Here is a 15,346-nt window from a genome sequence, read left to right on the forward strand (position 1 = left end):
ACCATGACGATCAGAAAGCAGCCTAACGGAAAATGGTTGTGTGAGTGCTACCCAAACGGGCGTGACGGCAAGCGAGTGCGCAAACAATTTGCGACAAAAGGCGAGGCCATAGCATTTGAAAATTTCACTATGGACGAAGTGAACAAAAAACCATGGCTGGGGGAAAAGGAAGATCGGCGGCGTTTATCAGAATTGATTGAGCAGTGGCACTCCCTTTACGGCCAGACGCTCGCGGACCCCAAACGCCTGATGGCGAAACTGCACATTATCTGCAATGGGCTGGGCGATCCCATCGCCTCTGAATTAACCGCCGGTGACTTTACGAAATATCGTGAAGCACGATTAAAAGGCGAGGTGCGTAACGAAGATGGCGCGCTAATGTCGCCAGTAAAGCCCCGCACGGTAAACCTTGAACAACGCAACCTATCATCCGTTTTTGGCACACTGAAAAAACTGGGCCACTGGTCAGCCCCTAACCCGCTCGCCGGGCTGCCAACGTTCAAAATCGCAGAGGGGGAACTGGCGTTCCTGGCCCCGGACGAAATTAAACGCCTGCTTGATGCCTGCGCAGATTCTCAAAGCCCCAGCCTGCTGATGATCACAAAAGTTTGCCTGGCTACCGGTGCACGATGGAGTGAAGCCGAAAATCTGCAGGGCCATCAGTTATCAAAATACCGGATCACCTATACCAAAACCAAAGGCAAGAAAAACCGAACCGTACCGATATCTCAGGAACTGTACGATGAACTCCCCAAAAACAGAGGGAAGTTATTCACGCCATGCAGAAAAGCCTTTGAACGCGCAGTAAAACGAGCCGGTATTGACCTGCCGGAAGGCCAATGCACTCACGTACTGCGCCATACGTTTGCCAGTCATTTTATGATGAACGGCGGAAACATACTGGTATTGCGCGATATTCTGGGTCATGCAGACATAAAAATGACGATGATTTACGCCCACTTTGCGCCCGATCATCTGGAAGATGCCGTGACAAAAAACCCGCTTCATAACCTCAACTGGAACCGCTAATTGATGGCGGCACTTTGGCGGCAAAGACTTAAAATCGCATAAAATCTGACAAACACAAAAACCAATAAGATAATGATTTTAAAAGTAAATATCTGTTTTTGTTAGTGTGAAAATGGTATGTAGGAATTTCGGACGCGGGTTCAACTCCCGCCAGCTCCACCAAATATTGATGTACTGAAGTTCAGTAAAGTCTACTAAGCCCGTATAGCACAAGCTCTGCGGGCTTTTTTACGTCCATTGCCGCCTGGTGAGGATTGCAGAGAACCTTACGGACACTGGAGTCAAATGACGCGGTGGGTAAAGCGGCTGCGCGATGGGTGACAGGGCAAAACGCCAAAAGTCTCACCAATAACTCCCGAAAGAATTGGAATACGAGAGTCAAAGAAAATAGAACACTCACTGAGAGTCCTGCCTGGCTGGGGCAAAGCTCGCAGTCAGACTGTCGAGCATAAAGATAAGCTGTTGCCCGTGAGACGCCAGGATGCTGGGCTACAGTATCCATGGATTTGCGAAAATTCAGCGGACCTTCTTTGCGAAGCTTTAATGATCAATTCTTTTCTGTCAGCTGCTTTAAGCGTCCTGGCCGTAGTGGCACGAGCAGCGGCGAAACTATCTATGCGCTGTCGAATGGTCTCTGTTCCTCCAGGAGCAATATTTTCTCACGGAATTTTTTATTACCGTATGCGTTATTCAGCATAATCCGAAGACGTGATCCTGCTCACCCAGTCAAACATAACTTGCATATGATTGCCATTGGATGTCCTCACACCAACCTGACACGCATTTACGCCTGTCGTTTTGCCAGTCAAAACCTGTCCATACTTCATATAGATTTTGATACCGACTCCCTGTTTATAGCACTTATTGCAAATCGAGAAATAATCTCTTCTTGATGGAGTATATTGCTGAAGATTAAATCCGTCAGCCGGCACCAGCGAAAGATTAAAAGCGTCATTACCTGATAATTCTTCAAGAATTGCCAGAGACTCTAGTTTAACTTCAATGCGCTTATTTCCTTTAGGTTTATCCGAAGCCAGAATCAAATTTTCCTTCGGATTAAACTTCGCAATGTAGCCTGTGATTACCCGGGCATTATTACTCACCAATCGAACAGGGATATCATTAAAACGTAGAAATTGAACTCGACGAGCAAGCATAGAATAATCCCGCGGCCATATTTCAGCCTCTCGCCCGTAGGAAATATCATTTACAGCTATACATTCCATAAAGATATATTCATCTATGCTGAATGAAAAAGCCCCGGATTCACGGGGCTGAATAAAACGAAATAAATTAACGTAACAGAGACAGCACGTTCTGCGGGACCTGGTTAGCCTGCGCCAGAACGGAAGTACCGGCCTGCTGCAGAATCTGCGCGCGAGACATGTTGGAGACTTCGGTCGCGTAGTCGGAATCTTCGATACGGCTACGCGCTTCAGACAGGTTGTTTACGGTATTGCCCAGGTTGGTGATAGCGGAGTTGAAACGGTTTTGTACCGCACCCAGGTCAGAGCGCAGCGCATCCACCTGCGCCAGCGCGGCATCAATTTTCTGCAGCGGGTTTTCGGTGGTTTTAGCGGCTGCTTCCGCCAGCTCTGGCTGTGCTTTGAAGTTGTGCCCAGCGGCTTTGCTGGCATTGTAGGTTTTACCGTCGATAGTAACAACTTCGGTTTTACCGTCTGCGCCACCCAGTTGGTTCAGTGCAGTTTTAGTGTTGCCGCCTTTATCGGTATATTCAGTGGTGTTAATGCTGAACGATCCATCTTTATTTTTTGTTGCAGCATAAATATTAGCCCCAACTTTAACACCGAAACCGCCATCAATAGTCTTACCGTTTTTATCCGTATAAGACATCGTAACTAATTGACCTTTTGCAGCATCAGCAGCACTAATACCACTGTCGGTCAACTGATCTTTAACTGCTGTACTGAGAGCTACAGGTTTTGGCTGCGTTTCGGTTACTGCCGTCGCCGTGGCTGGCATGCCTCCTGCCACTTTCGTGGTTGCCGGCATTGTAACAGTGCCATCATCTGCAACACTAACTTCATAAACACCATTTTTAGTAGCGTCGCCAGCGGTTAAACCTTCTACTTCAATAAAATATTTATTATCAGTTGCATCGAAGAAGACTTTACCATCCTTAATTGCAGCAGTACCGTTTGTTGCACCACCAACACCCGCTTTAAGAGCTGTATCATTAAGACCAGCAGTATTGAGGGTTGCCCCACCGCCGCTTTTAACTGCTTCGCTCTTCACATCATATTTTTTCTGCACGTTCAGTGAGTCCAGACCCAGGGTCTGAGAGTTGATCTGCTTCAGATCGATATCGATAGTTTCACCGTCGTTGGCGCCAACCTGGATGGTCAGGGTGTTGTCCTGCGCCAGGACTTTCACGCCGTTGAACTGAGTCTGGCCGGATACACGGTCGATTTCGTTCAGGCGCTGGGTGATTTCAGCCTGGATGGAGTCGAGGTCAGACTGGGAGTTGGTGCTGTTAGCAGACTGAACCGCCAGTTCACGCACACGCTGCAGGTTGTTGTTGATTTCGTTCAGCGCGCCTTCAGTGGTCTGCGCAATGGAGATACCGTCGTTAGCGTTACGGGAAGCCTGAGTCAGACCTTTGATGTTCGCGGTAAAACGGTTAGCAATCGCCTGACCTGCCGCATCGTCTTTCGCGCTGTTGATACGCAGACCAGAAGACAGACGCTCGATAGCGGTGCCCAGTGCGGACTGGGATTTGTTCAGGTTATTCTGGGTCAGCAGCGACAGACTGTTAGTGTTGATTACTTGTGCCATAAAATTTTCCTTTTGGAAGGTTTTTGATAACCAATGTTATGCCAGGCTTACCTGTGTCATCCAGGTTATCGACACTTGAGGCATAAACTTTACTACTTTTTCCGTCTGTAATTGCTTACACCTAACGTTTTGATTAAAAAGCCTTTCTATGTGAACGCAGTATCTGCTAGTGTTTTGAGCGATATCGTCTATAGCTGGATGTAACATAGGCCTTATCGTGAGCGCGCTACACTATATATGTTAATGCGTTGAATTTTTTCTCTTTTTAATTAGATGCTGTCTTTTTTGTATACCCTTCCGGTTTATTTATGCCATACGCCTGTATTACAAAAACGTTATATCCATCCTGTTGTAATTTTTATTTTAATTCATTCGTTTTTTTATGCGGCTTGCCGGAAAATATCTGTATAAGGTAGATACGCCAATACCAAAAATAATAGCTAGTTGCTGCCGAGGATGGCCTTTCTCTAATAGCCGGCTAATCTGTTCCTGTTCATGTTTGTTGATCGCCCGAGGGCGCCCTCCCAGTCGTCCTTGCGCTCTGGCGGCAGCCAGTCCGGCAAGGGTTCGCTCGACAATTAATTCTCGCTCCATCTCGGCCAGTGCTGACATTACATGAAAAAAGAATCGCCCCATCGCGCTACTGGTATCAATACTATCGGTTAAAGAATGGAAGTGAGCTCCACGTTCATGTAATTCTGATATTAACGCCACCAGATTTTTCACGCTACGGCCCAGTCTGTCTAATTTCCAGACGACAAGAGTATCGCCTTTATTTACATACTTTAACGCCCGTTTCAGGCCGGGGCGGTTTGCAATCTTGCCACTGATACGGTCCTCAAAAATGCGGTCACAATTTGCACTAGTAAGCGCATTACGCTGTAAATCGATATTTTGGTCAATTGTTGACACCCGAATATACCCAATAGTAGCCATGATTTTCTCCTTTACATCAGATAAGGAAGAATTTTAGTCGCTTTTCTCATGGAGGATTGCTTTATCAAAAACCTCGGTTTGGGCGAAACGATAAATCTGGCAAAAAATGCCGTCCCAGCGACACGGCGGGTTAACAGTAAACCACTGACCGGTGATATCACTTTGTCAGCTGCTGATGTGAATGCATTCGCGCTGGGGATGACGGGAGACTACACACTGGAAAATGACAAATCAGTCGGCTGGAACTGGAAAAGCGGGGTTTACAACGTTCCTACTGGAGGTGCATCCAGTCTGATTTTGCATTTTAATATGAATATCGGCAGTTGTCCGGCAGTGCAGTTTTGTGTGAATTACAAGAACGGCGGTATTTCCTACCGTTCGGCACGCGACGGTTTTGGCTTTGAACTTGACTGGACTGAATTTTATACCACAACACGAAAACCATCCGCAGGTGATGTCGGTGCGTTACCTGTTAGTGGTGGCGTAATTAACGGTAATCTCGGTATCGGCACACCTAATATATTGGGAGGTAGTTCTATTGTATTAGGCGATAACGACACCGGCTTAAAACAAAACGGCGATGGTCTACTGGATATTTATGCTAATGGTGTTCAGGTATTCCGCTTTCAGAACGACACACTGGAGAGTAAAAAATCCATCAATGTTACCGGACGATTAACGCCAACAGACTACGGTAATTTTGACAGCCGATACGTACAGGATTTCCGTCTTGGTAGTTATGAATCTGGACAGGCATGGATGGGCCCGGGATTCAGTGATACACCTGGTTATGTACTGACAGCGGCAACTAACGGCAATAGTGATGAGATTATTGACGGTCTCGGAAGACGTCCAATGCAAAAATTGATTGGCAACCAGTGGTATAACGTGACGAGTGTTTAATTATGATGCATCTAAAAAATATCGTAGCCGGTAATCCAAAAACGCCTGACCAGTATCAACTCACTAAAAAATTTGGTGTGGTTTGGCTGTATGATGAAAAAGGTAAGAACTGGTATGAGGAACAGAAAAATTTTGCAGTAGACACGCTAAAAGTTGCCTACGACAAAAGTAATATAATTGTGGCAATCAATAAAGATGCGTCGAAAATAAATCCTGAAGGGCGCAGCGTTGTTGAATTACCGGATATCACAGCTAATCGCCGGGCAGATGTGTCAGGACGCTGGATGTATGATAGCGAACGTGAGCAGATAATTAGGCGGGTTTATACACCGGAAGAACTGCGCCAGCAAGTAGAAGCGAAAAAGGTAAAACTGCTCGAAGAGGCCGAGACCGTTATTACGCTGCTGGCGCGGGCAGTAAAGCTGGGTATCATCACCGATGAGGAGCAGCAGCGACTGGTAGCATGGGAACAATACAGCGTTCTGGTCAGTCGGGTGGATACATCTGCCCCTGACTGGCCGGAGAAACCGACCAGTCATTAATTATTATTGTGGTAATACAGGCCACTGTATTTTATTAAAGGTGGCCTCGTCTGAAATGCCTGTTAAAGCCAGTGATTTAAGCTCCCTGATATACGCCATCCATTTAGTCAGGCTGGCCTTATCGTCGTCACTGATTTCACCCAACGCCAGTTCGGTTCGCCAGTCGGCAATGGCGCTGTTAGCGGCATCCAGTAGTTTCTCTCGGGTGGTTTCGGCCTTAGCCTGATAATCCACCGGAACGGGTAAAACCTTACCATCTCTGTACAACCATGAGCCATCACCACGGCAATCATCAGGACAGTCAGCAGCGTCTATTTCCGCAACAGACATATTAACCGGCCACAGCATTGATACAGCATATGTGTTTCCACGTTGCGGGACTGGCTTATTAATAACACCCCAGATAACCCCCTCATGGTCGTACATGATTTTTGCGGTATCATCAGAAAATAATGACTGACATTCATACCAGTCCTGCCCGTCTTCTGACTCCAGAAAATATGCACCTATATTTATTTCGGACTGAGTTTTACCCCTGTTTACGGGCGCGTCAATAAGTCTGAAATTTTTAATGTCCTGATATTTTTTCATTATGCCGTCCCCCCTTGTACGGTATACCACTGAATACCTAATCTTTTTTGCAAAGGCGCATAAGCAATGCCATCAATATTTTCGCCTTGATTATCTTTCCAGACGGAGGTAACTACATATCCGGGGGTGTTAGGCCAGGAACCTGCATTGTTCCAGGTAGCCACTGATGTGCCAGCCCCTAATTGAATATCTGCGACGAGATTATTATTCAGATGTGTACTTAGCCAGCCGTTCCAGACATTACCAAAAATATCCCCGTTACCAGCCATGCGTGACGTGCCATTTCCTGCCTGTACTTCGCCTGTAGCTACAGCGTTTCCGTTTACTTTCAGGGAAACCATGCACTCCACAAGATTACCGATGAAACGTAATACATGTGTGTAGTTCGAGTAAACATCAAGCACGCCATCGCCGTTCTGTTTAAAACCAGTGTCATTATCACCAAGAACGATCGAATTGCCGCCCAGCGCATTATCAGTACCAATGCTTAGCGGACCGTTAAGACGCCCTCCGGCACTGGGCAGCGCCTGAACGTCATTTGCTGTGGGTTTATTAGCTGTGTTGTAGTCAACAATCCACGGGCGGCTGGTATTCGGTACAGTTCCCCAGTCCTGGCGCTTTGCGTTCGCGCCAATATGGGCATAATAATGCTGAAACCAGACGTCTCCGATTTTCTCAACAAACAGATATCCATAGCTGTACAACTTGCTGCCACCCGGATAGGTGGGAAAATCAACGACCGTATCAGAATTCGACACCGCCACCTTCCACCATCCGGGTGCATTAGCTGATGCCATTGTGCCGTTATCGGTAATTTCTCCAACAGCATCGGCGGAAATGGCCCCCACATCTGACGCCCACAAAGTGATATCACCGGTCAGTGGTTTACTGTTAACCCGCCGTGTCGCCGGGACGGCATTTTTTGCCAGATTTATCGTTTCGCCTAAACCGAGGTTTATGAAAATGAAGAAAACGGTCGTAAATGGCATGATCCCAGCCTTTTGCGAGGGGGCCTGTTGTGCAAATTGGCTATGTACGGGTGTCAACAAATGACCAGAACACCGATTTACAGCGAAACGCGCTGAATTGCGCAGGATGTGAACTGATTTTTGAAGACAAAATAAGCGGGACCAAAGCAGAAAGACCAGGGTTAAAAAAATTACTCAGGACGTTATCAGAAGGGGACACGCTGGTTGTATGGAAGCTCGATCGTCTGGGGCGCAGTATGCGTCATCTGGTCGTTCTGGTAGAGGAGCTGCGCGAACGGGGCATTAATTTTCGCAGCCTGACGGATGCTATTGATACCAGCACGCCGATGGGGCGTTTTTTCTTTCATGTGATGGGCGCACTCGCTGAAATGGAGAGAGAATTAATTGTGGAAAGAACCCGCGCCGGACTTGCCGCTGCGAGGGCGCAAGGGCGAGTCGGTGGCAGGCGTCCAAAGCTCACTCCGGAGCAATGGGAGCAGGCCGGACGGTTGCTTGCCGCCGGTGAAACTCGTCATCGTGTTGGATTGCTTTTTGATGTTAGCATTTCCACTCTTTACAAGAAATTCCCTGTAAATCAGTCGCGTTGAAAGTGGCGATATTGTACCAGCACTGACACATCGTGAAATACGTGCGCCGCACGCCTGGCAACCAGAACATAAGGTATCCCTGTCAACCGGAGAGACTGCCTTATGGCTCAGGATTACCACCACGGGGTGCGCGTTGTTGAAATCAACGAGGGCACCCGACCTATTACCACGGTGAGCACTGCCATCGTGGGCATGGTCTGCACCGGCGATGATGCTGATGCGTCCGTGTTCCCCCTCAATAAGCCGGTCCTGCTGACTGATGTGCTCACCGCCAGCGGTAAAGCGGGGGAGTCCGGCACGCTGGCCCGCTCGCTGGACGCAATTGCAGATCAGGCAAAACCCGTGACTGTCGTTGTGCGTGTGGCGCAGGGAGAAACCGAAGCGGAAACCACCTCCAATATTATCGGCGGCGTAACTTCCGACGGTAAGAAAACGGGCATGAAAGCGCTACTGTCGGCGCAGTCGCAGCTCGGTGTCAAGCCGCGCATTCTTGGGGTGCCGGGACATGACACTCAGGCCGTTGCTACTGAACTGCTGGGCGTGGCGCAAAGCTTGCGCGGGTTTGCCTACCTTGCTGCTAATGGCTGCAAAACGGTGGAGGAAGCCATTGCCTATCGCGAGAATTTCAGTCAGCGCGAGGGAATGCTGATCTGGCCTGATTTCATCAACTTTGACACCGTGCTGAAAGCAGACGCGACGGCTTACGCCTCCGCCCGTGCGCTCGGCCTGCGTGCCAAAATCGACGAGCAGATCGGCTGGCATAAAACCCTGTCCAATGTGGGTGTGAACGGTGTCACCGGCATTTCCGCTGATGTGTTCTGGGATCTGCAGGACCCGGCAACCGATGCGGGGCTGCTGAACAAAAATGACGTCACCACATTGATCCGCAAAGACGGCTTCCGCTTCTGGGGTTCCCGTTGTCTCAGTGACGATCCGCTGTTTGCCTTTGAGAACTACACCCGCACGGCGCAGGTGCTGGCTGACACTATGGCGGAGGCGCACATGTGGGCGGTGGATGGCGTGCTTAATCCGTCGCTGGCCCGCGACATTATTGAAGGACTACGCGCCAAGATGCGCAGTCTGGTCAACCAGGGATACCTGATTGGTGGTGACTGCTGGCTGGATGAGTCTGTTAACGATAAAGACACCCTTAAAGCCGGGAAACTGACCATCGATTATGACTACACGCCGGTGCCTCCGCTTGAAAACCTGATGCTGCGCCAGCGCATCACCGATCGTTACCTGGTCGATTTTGCCAGCCATGTCGCTGCATAAGGGGGAATCATGGCTTTACCACGCAAGTTAAAACACCTGAACCTGTTCAACGACGGGAACAACTGGCAGGGGATCGTTGAGTCTCTGACCCTGCCGAAATTTACCCGCAAGTTTGAGAAGTATCGCGGCGGCGGTATGCCGGGCGCAGTGGATGTGGACATGGGGTTGGATGACGGTGCACTGGACACGGAATTTTCAATCGGCGGTACCGAGCTGCTGTTATTCAAGCAGATGGGCAAGGCAACCGTTGACGGCATCCAGCTGCGTTTCACCGGTTCCATTCAGCGTGACGATACCGGCGAAGTGCAGGCCGTTGAGCTGGTTGTGCGCGGGCGCCATAAAGAAGTGGATTCCGGCGAGTGGAAAACCGGCGAGAGCAGCAGCACCAAAGTCAGCAGTACCAACAGCTACGCGAAGCTGACCATTAATGGTGAGGTGCTCTATGAGGTCGATCTGGTCAACATGGTAGAAATCGTTGGCGGCGTGGACCTGATGGAAGCACACCGTAATGCCCTCGGCCTCTGATTAACCTTAACGGCGCGGGCAGCCGCGCCAGTATTTCATTAACAGGATACGAACATGAGCGACAAGCTGACTGAAAAGACCGTAAAACTGGATACTCCCATCATGCGCGGTAAAGCTGAAATTACCGAAATTGTGCTGCGCAAGCCTCAGTCCGGCGCACTGCGTGGCACCCGTCTGCAGGCCATTATGGATATGGACGTGGGCGCAATGATGACTGTGATCCCACGAATCTCCACCCCGACGCTGACCGCGCAGGAAATGGCAGAGCTGGACCCCGCCGATCTCACCGCGCTGTCGGTAGAGGTGGTGACTTTTTTGTTGAAGAAGTCGGTGCTTGCCGGTTTACCGACAGCCTGACGATTGATGATCTTGTGGCGGATATCGCCACCATCTTTCACTGGTCGCCATCCATCACTGACGTTATGCCGCTGACTGAGGTGCTGGCGTGGCGGTATAAGGCAATTCAGCGAAGCGGGGCCAGCGATGAGTGACAATAACCTGCGTCTGCAGGTGATTCTTAATGCGGTTGACAAGCTCACCCGCCCATTTCGATCCGCGCAGGCCAGCTCAAAAGAGCTGGCTGCAGCCATTCAGCAAAGCCGCGCCCGTTTAAAAGAATTAGATGCTCAGGCGGGCCGCATTGACGGTTTCCGCAAGGCCAGCGCGCAGCTGGCAGTCACCGGTAACAGCCTGAAAGCCGCACGCGAAGAAGCTGCGAAACTTGCCACGCAATTCTCTGCCACCAACCGCCCGACGGCGGCGCAGGCACGGCTGCTTGAGCAGGCAAAGAACCGCGTTACGGAGTTACAGAGCAAATATAACGGTCTACGTCAGTCAGTGCAGCGCCAGCGTCTTGCGCTCAATGAAGCCGGACTGGACACGAAAAAGCTCAGTAGTGCGCAGCGGGAACTGCGGCAGAATGCCGACGAAACCCGGCAGGCCCTGGACCGGCAGCAGAAATCCCTTAAACGCCTGGGCGAACAGCAGGCGCGAATGAACGCCATCCGCGATCAGTATTCACGCCGTCTTGAGGTGCGGGATCGCATCGCCGGGGCAGGGGCTACCACTACGGCTGCGGGGGTGGCAATGGGCGCACCTGTTGTGGCGGCAGTTAAGAGCTACGCCAGCATGGAAGATGCCATGAAAGGCGTGGCAAAGCAGGTAAACGGGCTGCGGGACGATAATGGCAACCGCACAAAACAGTTTTATGACATGCAGGATGCCATCAAGGCCGCCAGCGAACAGCTGCCGATGGAGAACGGCGCTATAGACTATGCCGCGCTGGTTGAAGGTGGTGCTCGCATGGGGGTGACCAATCAGGACGATCCTTACGAAGAGCAGAAACGTGACCTGCTGGCTTTTGCATCCACGGCGGCAAAAGCGGCAACGGCCTTTGAGCTGCCCGCAGATGAACTGGCAGAAGGGCTGGGGAAAATCGCGCAGCTCTATAAAGTTCCGACGCGCAATATTGAACAACTGGGCGATGCGCTGAACTACCTGGACGATAACGCCATGTCAAAGGGTGGGGACATTATCAACGTCCTGCAGCGTATGGGGGGCGTGGCTGACCGCCTTGACTTCCGAAAGGCCGCGGCGCTGGGTTCAACATTCCTTTCTCTTGGGGCTGCCCCGGAAATCGCCGCCAGCGCCTCTAATGCCATGGTGCGTGAACTGTCCATTGCCACCATGCAAAGTAAACGATTTTTTGAAGGCATGAATCTGTTGCAACTCAATCCAGCGGAGATTGAAAAGCAGATGACCACCGATGCCATGGGCACAATTCAGCGGGTTCTGGAGAAGGTCAACAATCTGCCGCAGGATAAACGCCTGTCAGCCATGACAATGATTTTTGGCAAAGAGTTTGGCGATGATGCGGCAAAGCTGGCTAACAACCTGCCGGAGCTGCAGCGCCAGCTGAAACTCACATCAGGTAGTGGTGCTAATGGCTCCATGCAGAAAGAATCCGACATTAACAAGGATTCATTGTCTGCGCAGTGGTTGCTGGTTAAGACGGGCGCGCAGAACGCTTTCAGCAGCCTGGGGGAAACGCTGCGCCAGCCGCTGACGGATATTATGGGCATGGTTAAGCGCGTGACCGGGGCGTTGCATCGCTGGGTTGAGCAGAATCCCGTGCTGGCTGGCACGCTGATGAAAGTGGCGGCAGCTACGGCAGCCATTACTGTTGGGTTGGGGGCGCTGGCAGTGGCGGTGGCTGCTGTGCTGGGACCGCTGGCGGTTATCCGGTTTGGCCTGTCCATGCTGTCAGTTAAAGCGTTACCTTCTGCAGCCGCCGCTGCCACACGTACAGGTAGCGTGCTGCGTCTGTTGATCTCTGGTCCGCTGGCTTTGCTGCGCGTGGCATTATTTGCTGTTGGTAGCCTGCTGGGTGCGCTGCTCAGTCCTGTAGGGCTGGTTGTGGCTGCACTGGCAGGCGTGGCGCTGGTTATCTGGAAATACTGGCAGCCCATTAGTGCATTTCTGGGGGGCGTGGTGGAAGGGTTCAGATCCGCTGCTGCGCCCATCAGCGCCGCCTTTGAGCCGCTCAGACCCGTGTTTCAGTGGATTGGTGACAGGGTGCAGGCCTTGTGGGGCTGGTTCAATGATTTACTTACCCCGGTTAAATCCACTGCCGAAGAACTGAACAGCGCAGCTGCAATGGGGCGTCGGTTTGGTGAGGCGCTGGCGGAAGGTCTGAATATGGTGATGCACCCACTTGAGTCACTTAAATCCGGTGTGTCATGGCTGCTGGAAAAGCTCGGTATTGTTAGTAAGGAGGCGGCAAAGGCGAAACTACCTGCGCAGGTTACGCAGCAGCAGTCCGCCACAGTGAACAGTGACGGCAAAGTGGTGCTGCCGCCAGGCGGGTTCCCGGCTTACGCGGGGATGTACGACACGGGCGGGATCATTCCACGCGGGCAGTTTGGCATTGTCGGAGAAAATGGCCCTGAAATTGTGAACGGACCGGCAAATGTTACCAGCAGGCGGCGTACTGCTGCGCTGGCCTCTGTTGTTGCTGGCGTGATGGGGGTAGCTGCGACACCTGCAGAAGCGGCTCCGCTTCATCCGTTCAGTTTGCCTGCGAGGGCATACCAGCCCCCGCTTGCTAAGGCAGATAGCCCGCCGCCGGTTATTCGTTATGAGATAAATGCGCCCATTCATATTGTCGCTCAGCCTGGGCAGAACGCGCAGGATATTGCCCGTGAAGTGGCACGCCAGCTTGACGAACGGGAGCGCCGGGCCAGGGCAAAAGCACGCAGCAATTTCAGCGATCAGGGGGGGTATGAATCATGATGATGGTACTGGGTTTATATGTATTTATGCTGCGCACTGTCCCTTATCAGGAACTGCAGTATCAGCGCAGCTGGCGACACGCCGCCAACAGCCGGGTAAACCGCCGTCCGTCAACGCAGTTTCTTGGCCCGGATAACGATTCACTGACACTGTCCGGGGTTCTGCTGCCGGAAGTGACCGGCGGCAGACTGTCATTACTGGCGCTTGAACAAATGGCTGAACTGGGCAAGGCATGGCCTTTGATTGAAGGCAGTGGAACCATTTACGGCATGTTTGTTATTGAGAGTCTGAGCCAGACAAAGACGGAGTTTTTTGCCAGCGGAATGCCCAGGCGCATTGAGTTTACGATCACCCTCAAACGGGTTGATGAGTCGCTCTCTGACATGTTCGGGAGTCTGAGTGACCAGCTCAGCAACCTGCAGGATTCTGCAGCCTCTGCGATTGGAGGTATCAAAAACACGGTTGGAGGATTGCTGCAGTGAACGTTAATTCTGATCTCCTGAATCTGAACAGCAAAAGCCCGGCTTTCAGTATCACCATCGAAGGCAAAGACGTGACGACGGTGATGGATACCCGCCTGATGAGTCTGACACTGACGGATAACCGGGGCTTTGAAGCGGACCAGCTTGATCTGGAGCTGGACGACACCGACGGGCTGATCGCCCTGCCGCGACGTGGGGCTGTGATTCAGCTGGCGCTGGGCTGGAAAGGCCAGCCGCTTTTCCCTAAAGGGGCTTTTACCGTAGATGAAATTGAACACAGCGGTGCCCCTGACCGGCTGACCATCAGGGCGCGTAGCGCAGATTTCCGTGAAACCATCAATACACGGCGCGAAAAATCATGGCATCAGACAACGGTGGGGGAGGTGGTAAAGGAAATCGCCGCCCGGCATAACCTCAAAGTGGCGCTGGGTAAAGACCTGACGGATAAGGCGCTGGATCATATGGACCAGACCAATGAAAGCGATGCAAGTTTTCTGATGAAACTGGCGAGACAGTATGGGGCGATTGCTTCCGTTAAAGACGGGAACCTGCTGTTTATCCGGCAGGGACAGGGAAGAACGGCAAGCGGCAAGCAGCTACCGGTTATCAACATCACGCGCAAAGCCGGTGACGGTCATCGGTTCACCCTTGCTGATCGTGGTGCCTATACCGGTGTTATTGCCAGCTGGTTGCATACGCGTGAACCCAGGAAAAAAGAGACAACCCGTGTTAAGCGTCGCCGAAAGAAAACCACCACACCCAAAGAGCCGGAAGCAAAACAGGGAGATTATCTGGTGGGAACGGATGAAAACGTGTTGGTTCTTAATCGTACCTACGCCAACCGGAGCAATGCAGAGCGCGCAGCAAAAATGCAGTGGGAACGTCTGCAGCGCGGGGTTGCTTCATTTTCCCTGCAGCTCGCTGAGGGGCGGGCTGATCTCTATACGGAAATGCCGGTGAAGGTGACGGGATTTAAGCAGCCGATTGATGATGCAGAATGGACCATTACCACCCTGACGCATTCTGTCAGCCCGGATAATGGATTTACGACCAGCATGGAGCTTGAAGTAAAGATTGATGGTCTTGAAATCGAATAATTGGTTCTCAATATTGAATAATGATGTATCATTATTGCGATTACGGCAAAAGTGGTGGGATAACAGCAATGATGAACTGTCCAGAGTGCGGTCATGCAGCACATACCAGAAGCAGCTTTCAGGTATCAGCTACGACAAAAGAACGTTACAACCAGTGCCAAAATATAAATTGTGGCTGTACGTTCGTTACTCATGAAACGTTTGTACGGCACATTATAAAACCGAATCTAATTTCTTCTGCGCCACCACATCCGGGAAAAGGTGGTCAAGGCCACATGAGTTTCTGAACAGAACCCGCTTTAA

At 51.2% G+C, this 15,346-nt stretch carries 16 protein-coding genes and 2 pseudogenes; 12 read left to right on the top strand and 6 right to left on the bottom strand.

All coding sequences use genetic code 11. The features are described 5' to 3' along the window. Positions 1–3: 3 nt before the first annotated feature. Positions 4–1,029 (top strand): site-specific integrase, encoded by a 1,026-nt coding sequence (locus NA986_RS09845; protein ID WP_001585446.1) that lies wholly within the window; start codon positions 4–6, stop codon positions 1,027–1,029. Positions 1,030–1,465: 436 nt separating this feature from the next. On the opposite strand, the pseudogene NA986_RS09850 reads toward NA986_RS09845, so the two are convergent. From NA986_RS09850 to hin, 4 genes and pseudogenes are all read right to left on the bottom strand, one after another. Continuing rightward, a pseudogene (locus NA986_RS09850) lies at positions 1,466–1,688 on the bottom strand (helix-turn-helix domain-containing protein); the annotation flags it as partial. A gap of 27 nt (positions 1,689–1,715) precedes the next feature. Continuing rightward, positions 1,716–2,255 (bottom strand): phase 1 flagellin gene repressor FljA, encoded by a 540-nt coding sequence (fljA, locus tag NA986_RS09855; RefSeq protein WP_024147187.1) that lies wholly within the window; start codon positions 2,253–2,255, stop codon positions 1,716–1,718. A gap of 67 nt (positions 2,256–2,322) precedes the next feature. After that, positions 2,323–3,825 carry a FliC/FljB family flagellin gene (locus NA986_RS09860; protein WP_023216372.1) on the bottom strand — a complete coding sequence of 501 codons (1,503 nt, stop codon included), beginning with the start codon at positions 3,823–3,825 and terminating at the stop codon, positions 2,323–2,325. Between the two features lie 363 nt (positions 3,826–4,188). Then, the gene (gene hin / locus NA986_RS09865) at positions 4,189–4,761 is read right to left on the bottom strand and encodes a flagellar phase variation DNA invertase Hin (RefSeq protein WP_000190912.1); all 573 of its coding nucleotides are present in this window, start codon (positions 4,759–4,761) and stop codon (positions 4,189–4,191) included. Between the two features lie 48 nt (positions 4,762–4,809). On the opposite strand from hin, the gene NA986_RS09870 reads away from it, so the two are divergent. Beyond that, positions 4,810–5,664, top strand: coding sequence for a phage tail protein (locus NA986_RS09870; protein WP_198910078.1), 855 nt, complete (start codon positions 4,810–4,812; stop codon positions 5,662–5,664). 2 nt (positions 5,665–5,666) lie between these two features. Then, positions 5,667–6,206, top strand: a complete 540-nt coding sequence (locus NA986_RS09875; RefSeq protein WP_065348321.1) for a tail fiber assembly protein — start codon at positions 5,667–5,669, stop codon at positions 6,204–6,206. Positions 6,207–6,209: 3 nt separating this feature from the next. Here NA986_RS09875 and NA986_RS09880 read toward each other — a convergent pair whose 3' ends face one another. Both NA986_RS09880 and NA986_RS09885 read right to left on the bottom strand, forming a co-directional pair. After that, on the bottom strand, positions 6,210–6,827 hold the full coding sequence (locus tag NA986_RS09880; protein ID WP_077908642.1) for a tail fiber assembly protein: 618 nt from the start codon (positions 6,825–6,827) through the stop codon (positions 6,210–6,212). Continuing rightward, a pseudogene (locus tag NA986_RS09885) lies at positions 6,797–7,750 on the bottom strand (phage tail protein); the annotation flags it as partial. The gene NA986_RS09880 and the pseudogene NA986_RS09885, both read right to left, overlap by 31 nt. Positions 7,751–7,815: 65 nt before the next feature. On the opposite strand from NA986_RS09885, the gene fin reads away from it, so the two are divergent. The 9 genes from fin (at position 7,816) to NA986_RS09930 (ending at position 15,330) form a co-directional block, all read left to right on the top strand. Beyond that, a complete protein-coding gene (gene fin, locus NA986_RS09890) occupies positions 7,816–8,373 on the top strand; it encodes a serine-type DNA invertase Fin (RefSeq protein WP_001165555.1) in 558 nt (185 codons plus the stop codon). Between the two features lie 102 nt (positions 8,374–8,475). Beyond that, positions 8,476–9,648 (top strand): phage tail sheath protein, encoded by a 1,173-nt coding sequence (locus NA986_RS09895; protein ID WP_065348323.1) that lies wholly within the window; start codon positions 8,476–8,478, stop codon positions 9,646–9,648. Between the two features lie 9 nt (positions 9,649–9,657). Beyond that, positions 9,658–10,173: a phage major tail tube protein gene (locus tag NA986_RS09900; RefSeq protein ID WP_001207652.1), complete on the top strand. Its 516-nt coding sequence runs from the start codon at positions 9,658–9,660 to the stop codon at positions 10,171–10,173. A gap of 54 nt (positions 10,174–10,227) precedes the next feature. Further along, entirely contained in the window at positions 10,228–10,530 is a 303-nt protein-coding gene (locus NA986_RS09905) for a phage tail assembly protein (protein WP_001280962.1), read from the top strand. Between the two features lie 14 nt (positions 10,531–10,544). After that, positions 10,545–10,664: a GpE family phage tail protein gene (locus tag NA986_RS09910; protein ID WP_000763317.1), complete on the top strand. Its 120-nt coding sequence runs from the start codon at positions 10,545–10,547 to the stop codon at positions 10,662–10,664. Continuing rightward, positions 10,657–13,464 carry a phage tail tape measure protein gene (locus NA986_RS09915; RefSeq protein WP_065348324.1) on the top strand — a complete coding sequence of 936 codons (2,808 nt, stop codon included), beginning with the start codon at positions 10,657–10,659 and terminating at the stop codon, positions 13,462–13,464. Before NA986_RS09910 ends, NA986_RS09915 begins: the two co-directional genes overlap by 8 nt. Continuing rightward, positions 13,461–13,946, top strand: a complete 486-nt coding sequence (locus tag NA986_RS09920; RefSeq protein ID WP_000980409.1) for a phage tail protein — start codon at positions 13,461–13,463, stop codon at positions 13,944–13,946. The genes NA986_RS09915 and NA986_RS09920 overlap by 4 nt, the downstream gene beginning before the upstream one ends. Beyond that, positions 13,943–15,043 (top strand): phage late control D family protein, encoded by a 1,101-nt coding sequence (locus tag NA986_RS09925; protein WP_079950956.1) that lies wholly within the window; start codon positions 13,943–13,945, stop codon positions 15,041–15,043. The genes NA986_RS09920 and NA986_RS09925 overlap by 4 nt, the downstream gene beginning before the upstream one ends. Positions 15,044–15,111: 68 nt before the next feature. Beyond that, the gene (locus NA986_RS09930) at positions 15,112–15,330 is read left to right on the top strand and encodes an ogr/Delta-like zinc finger family protein (RefSeq protein ID WP_000980498.1); all 219 of its coding nucleotides are present in this window, start codon (positions 15,112–15,114) and stop codon (positions 15,328–15,330) included. Positions 15,331–15,346: the final 16 nt, after the last annotated feature.

The organism is Salmonella sp. NW177 (genome assembly GCF_051811585.1).
GTDB classification, from domain to species: domain Bacteria; phylum Pseudomonadota; class Gammaproteobacteria; order Enterobacterales; family Enterobacteriaceae; genus Salmonella; species Salmonella enterica.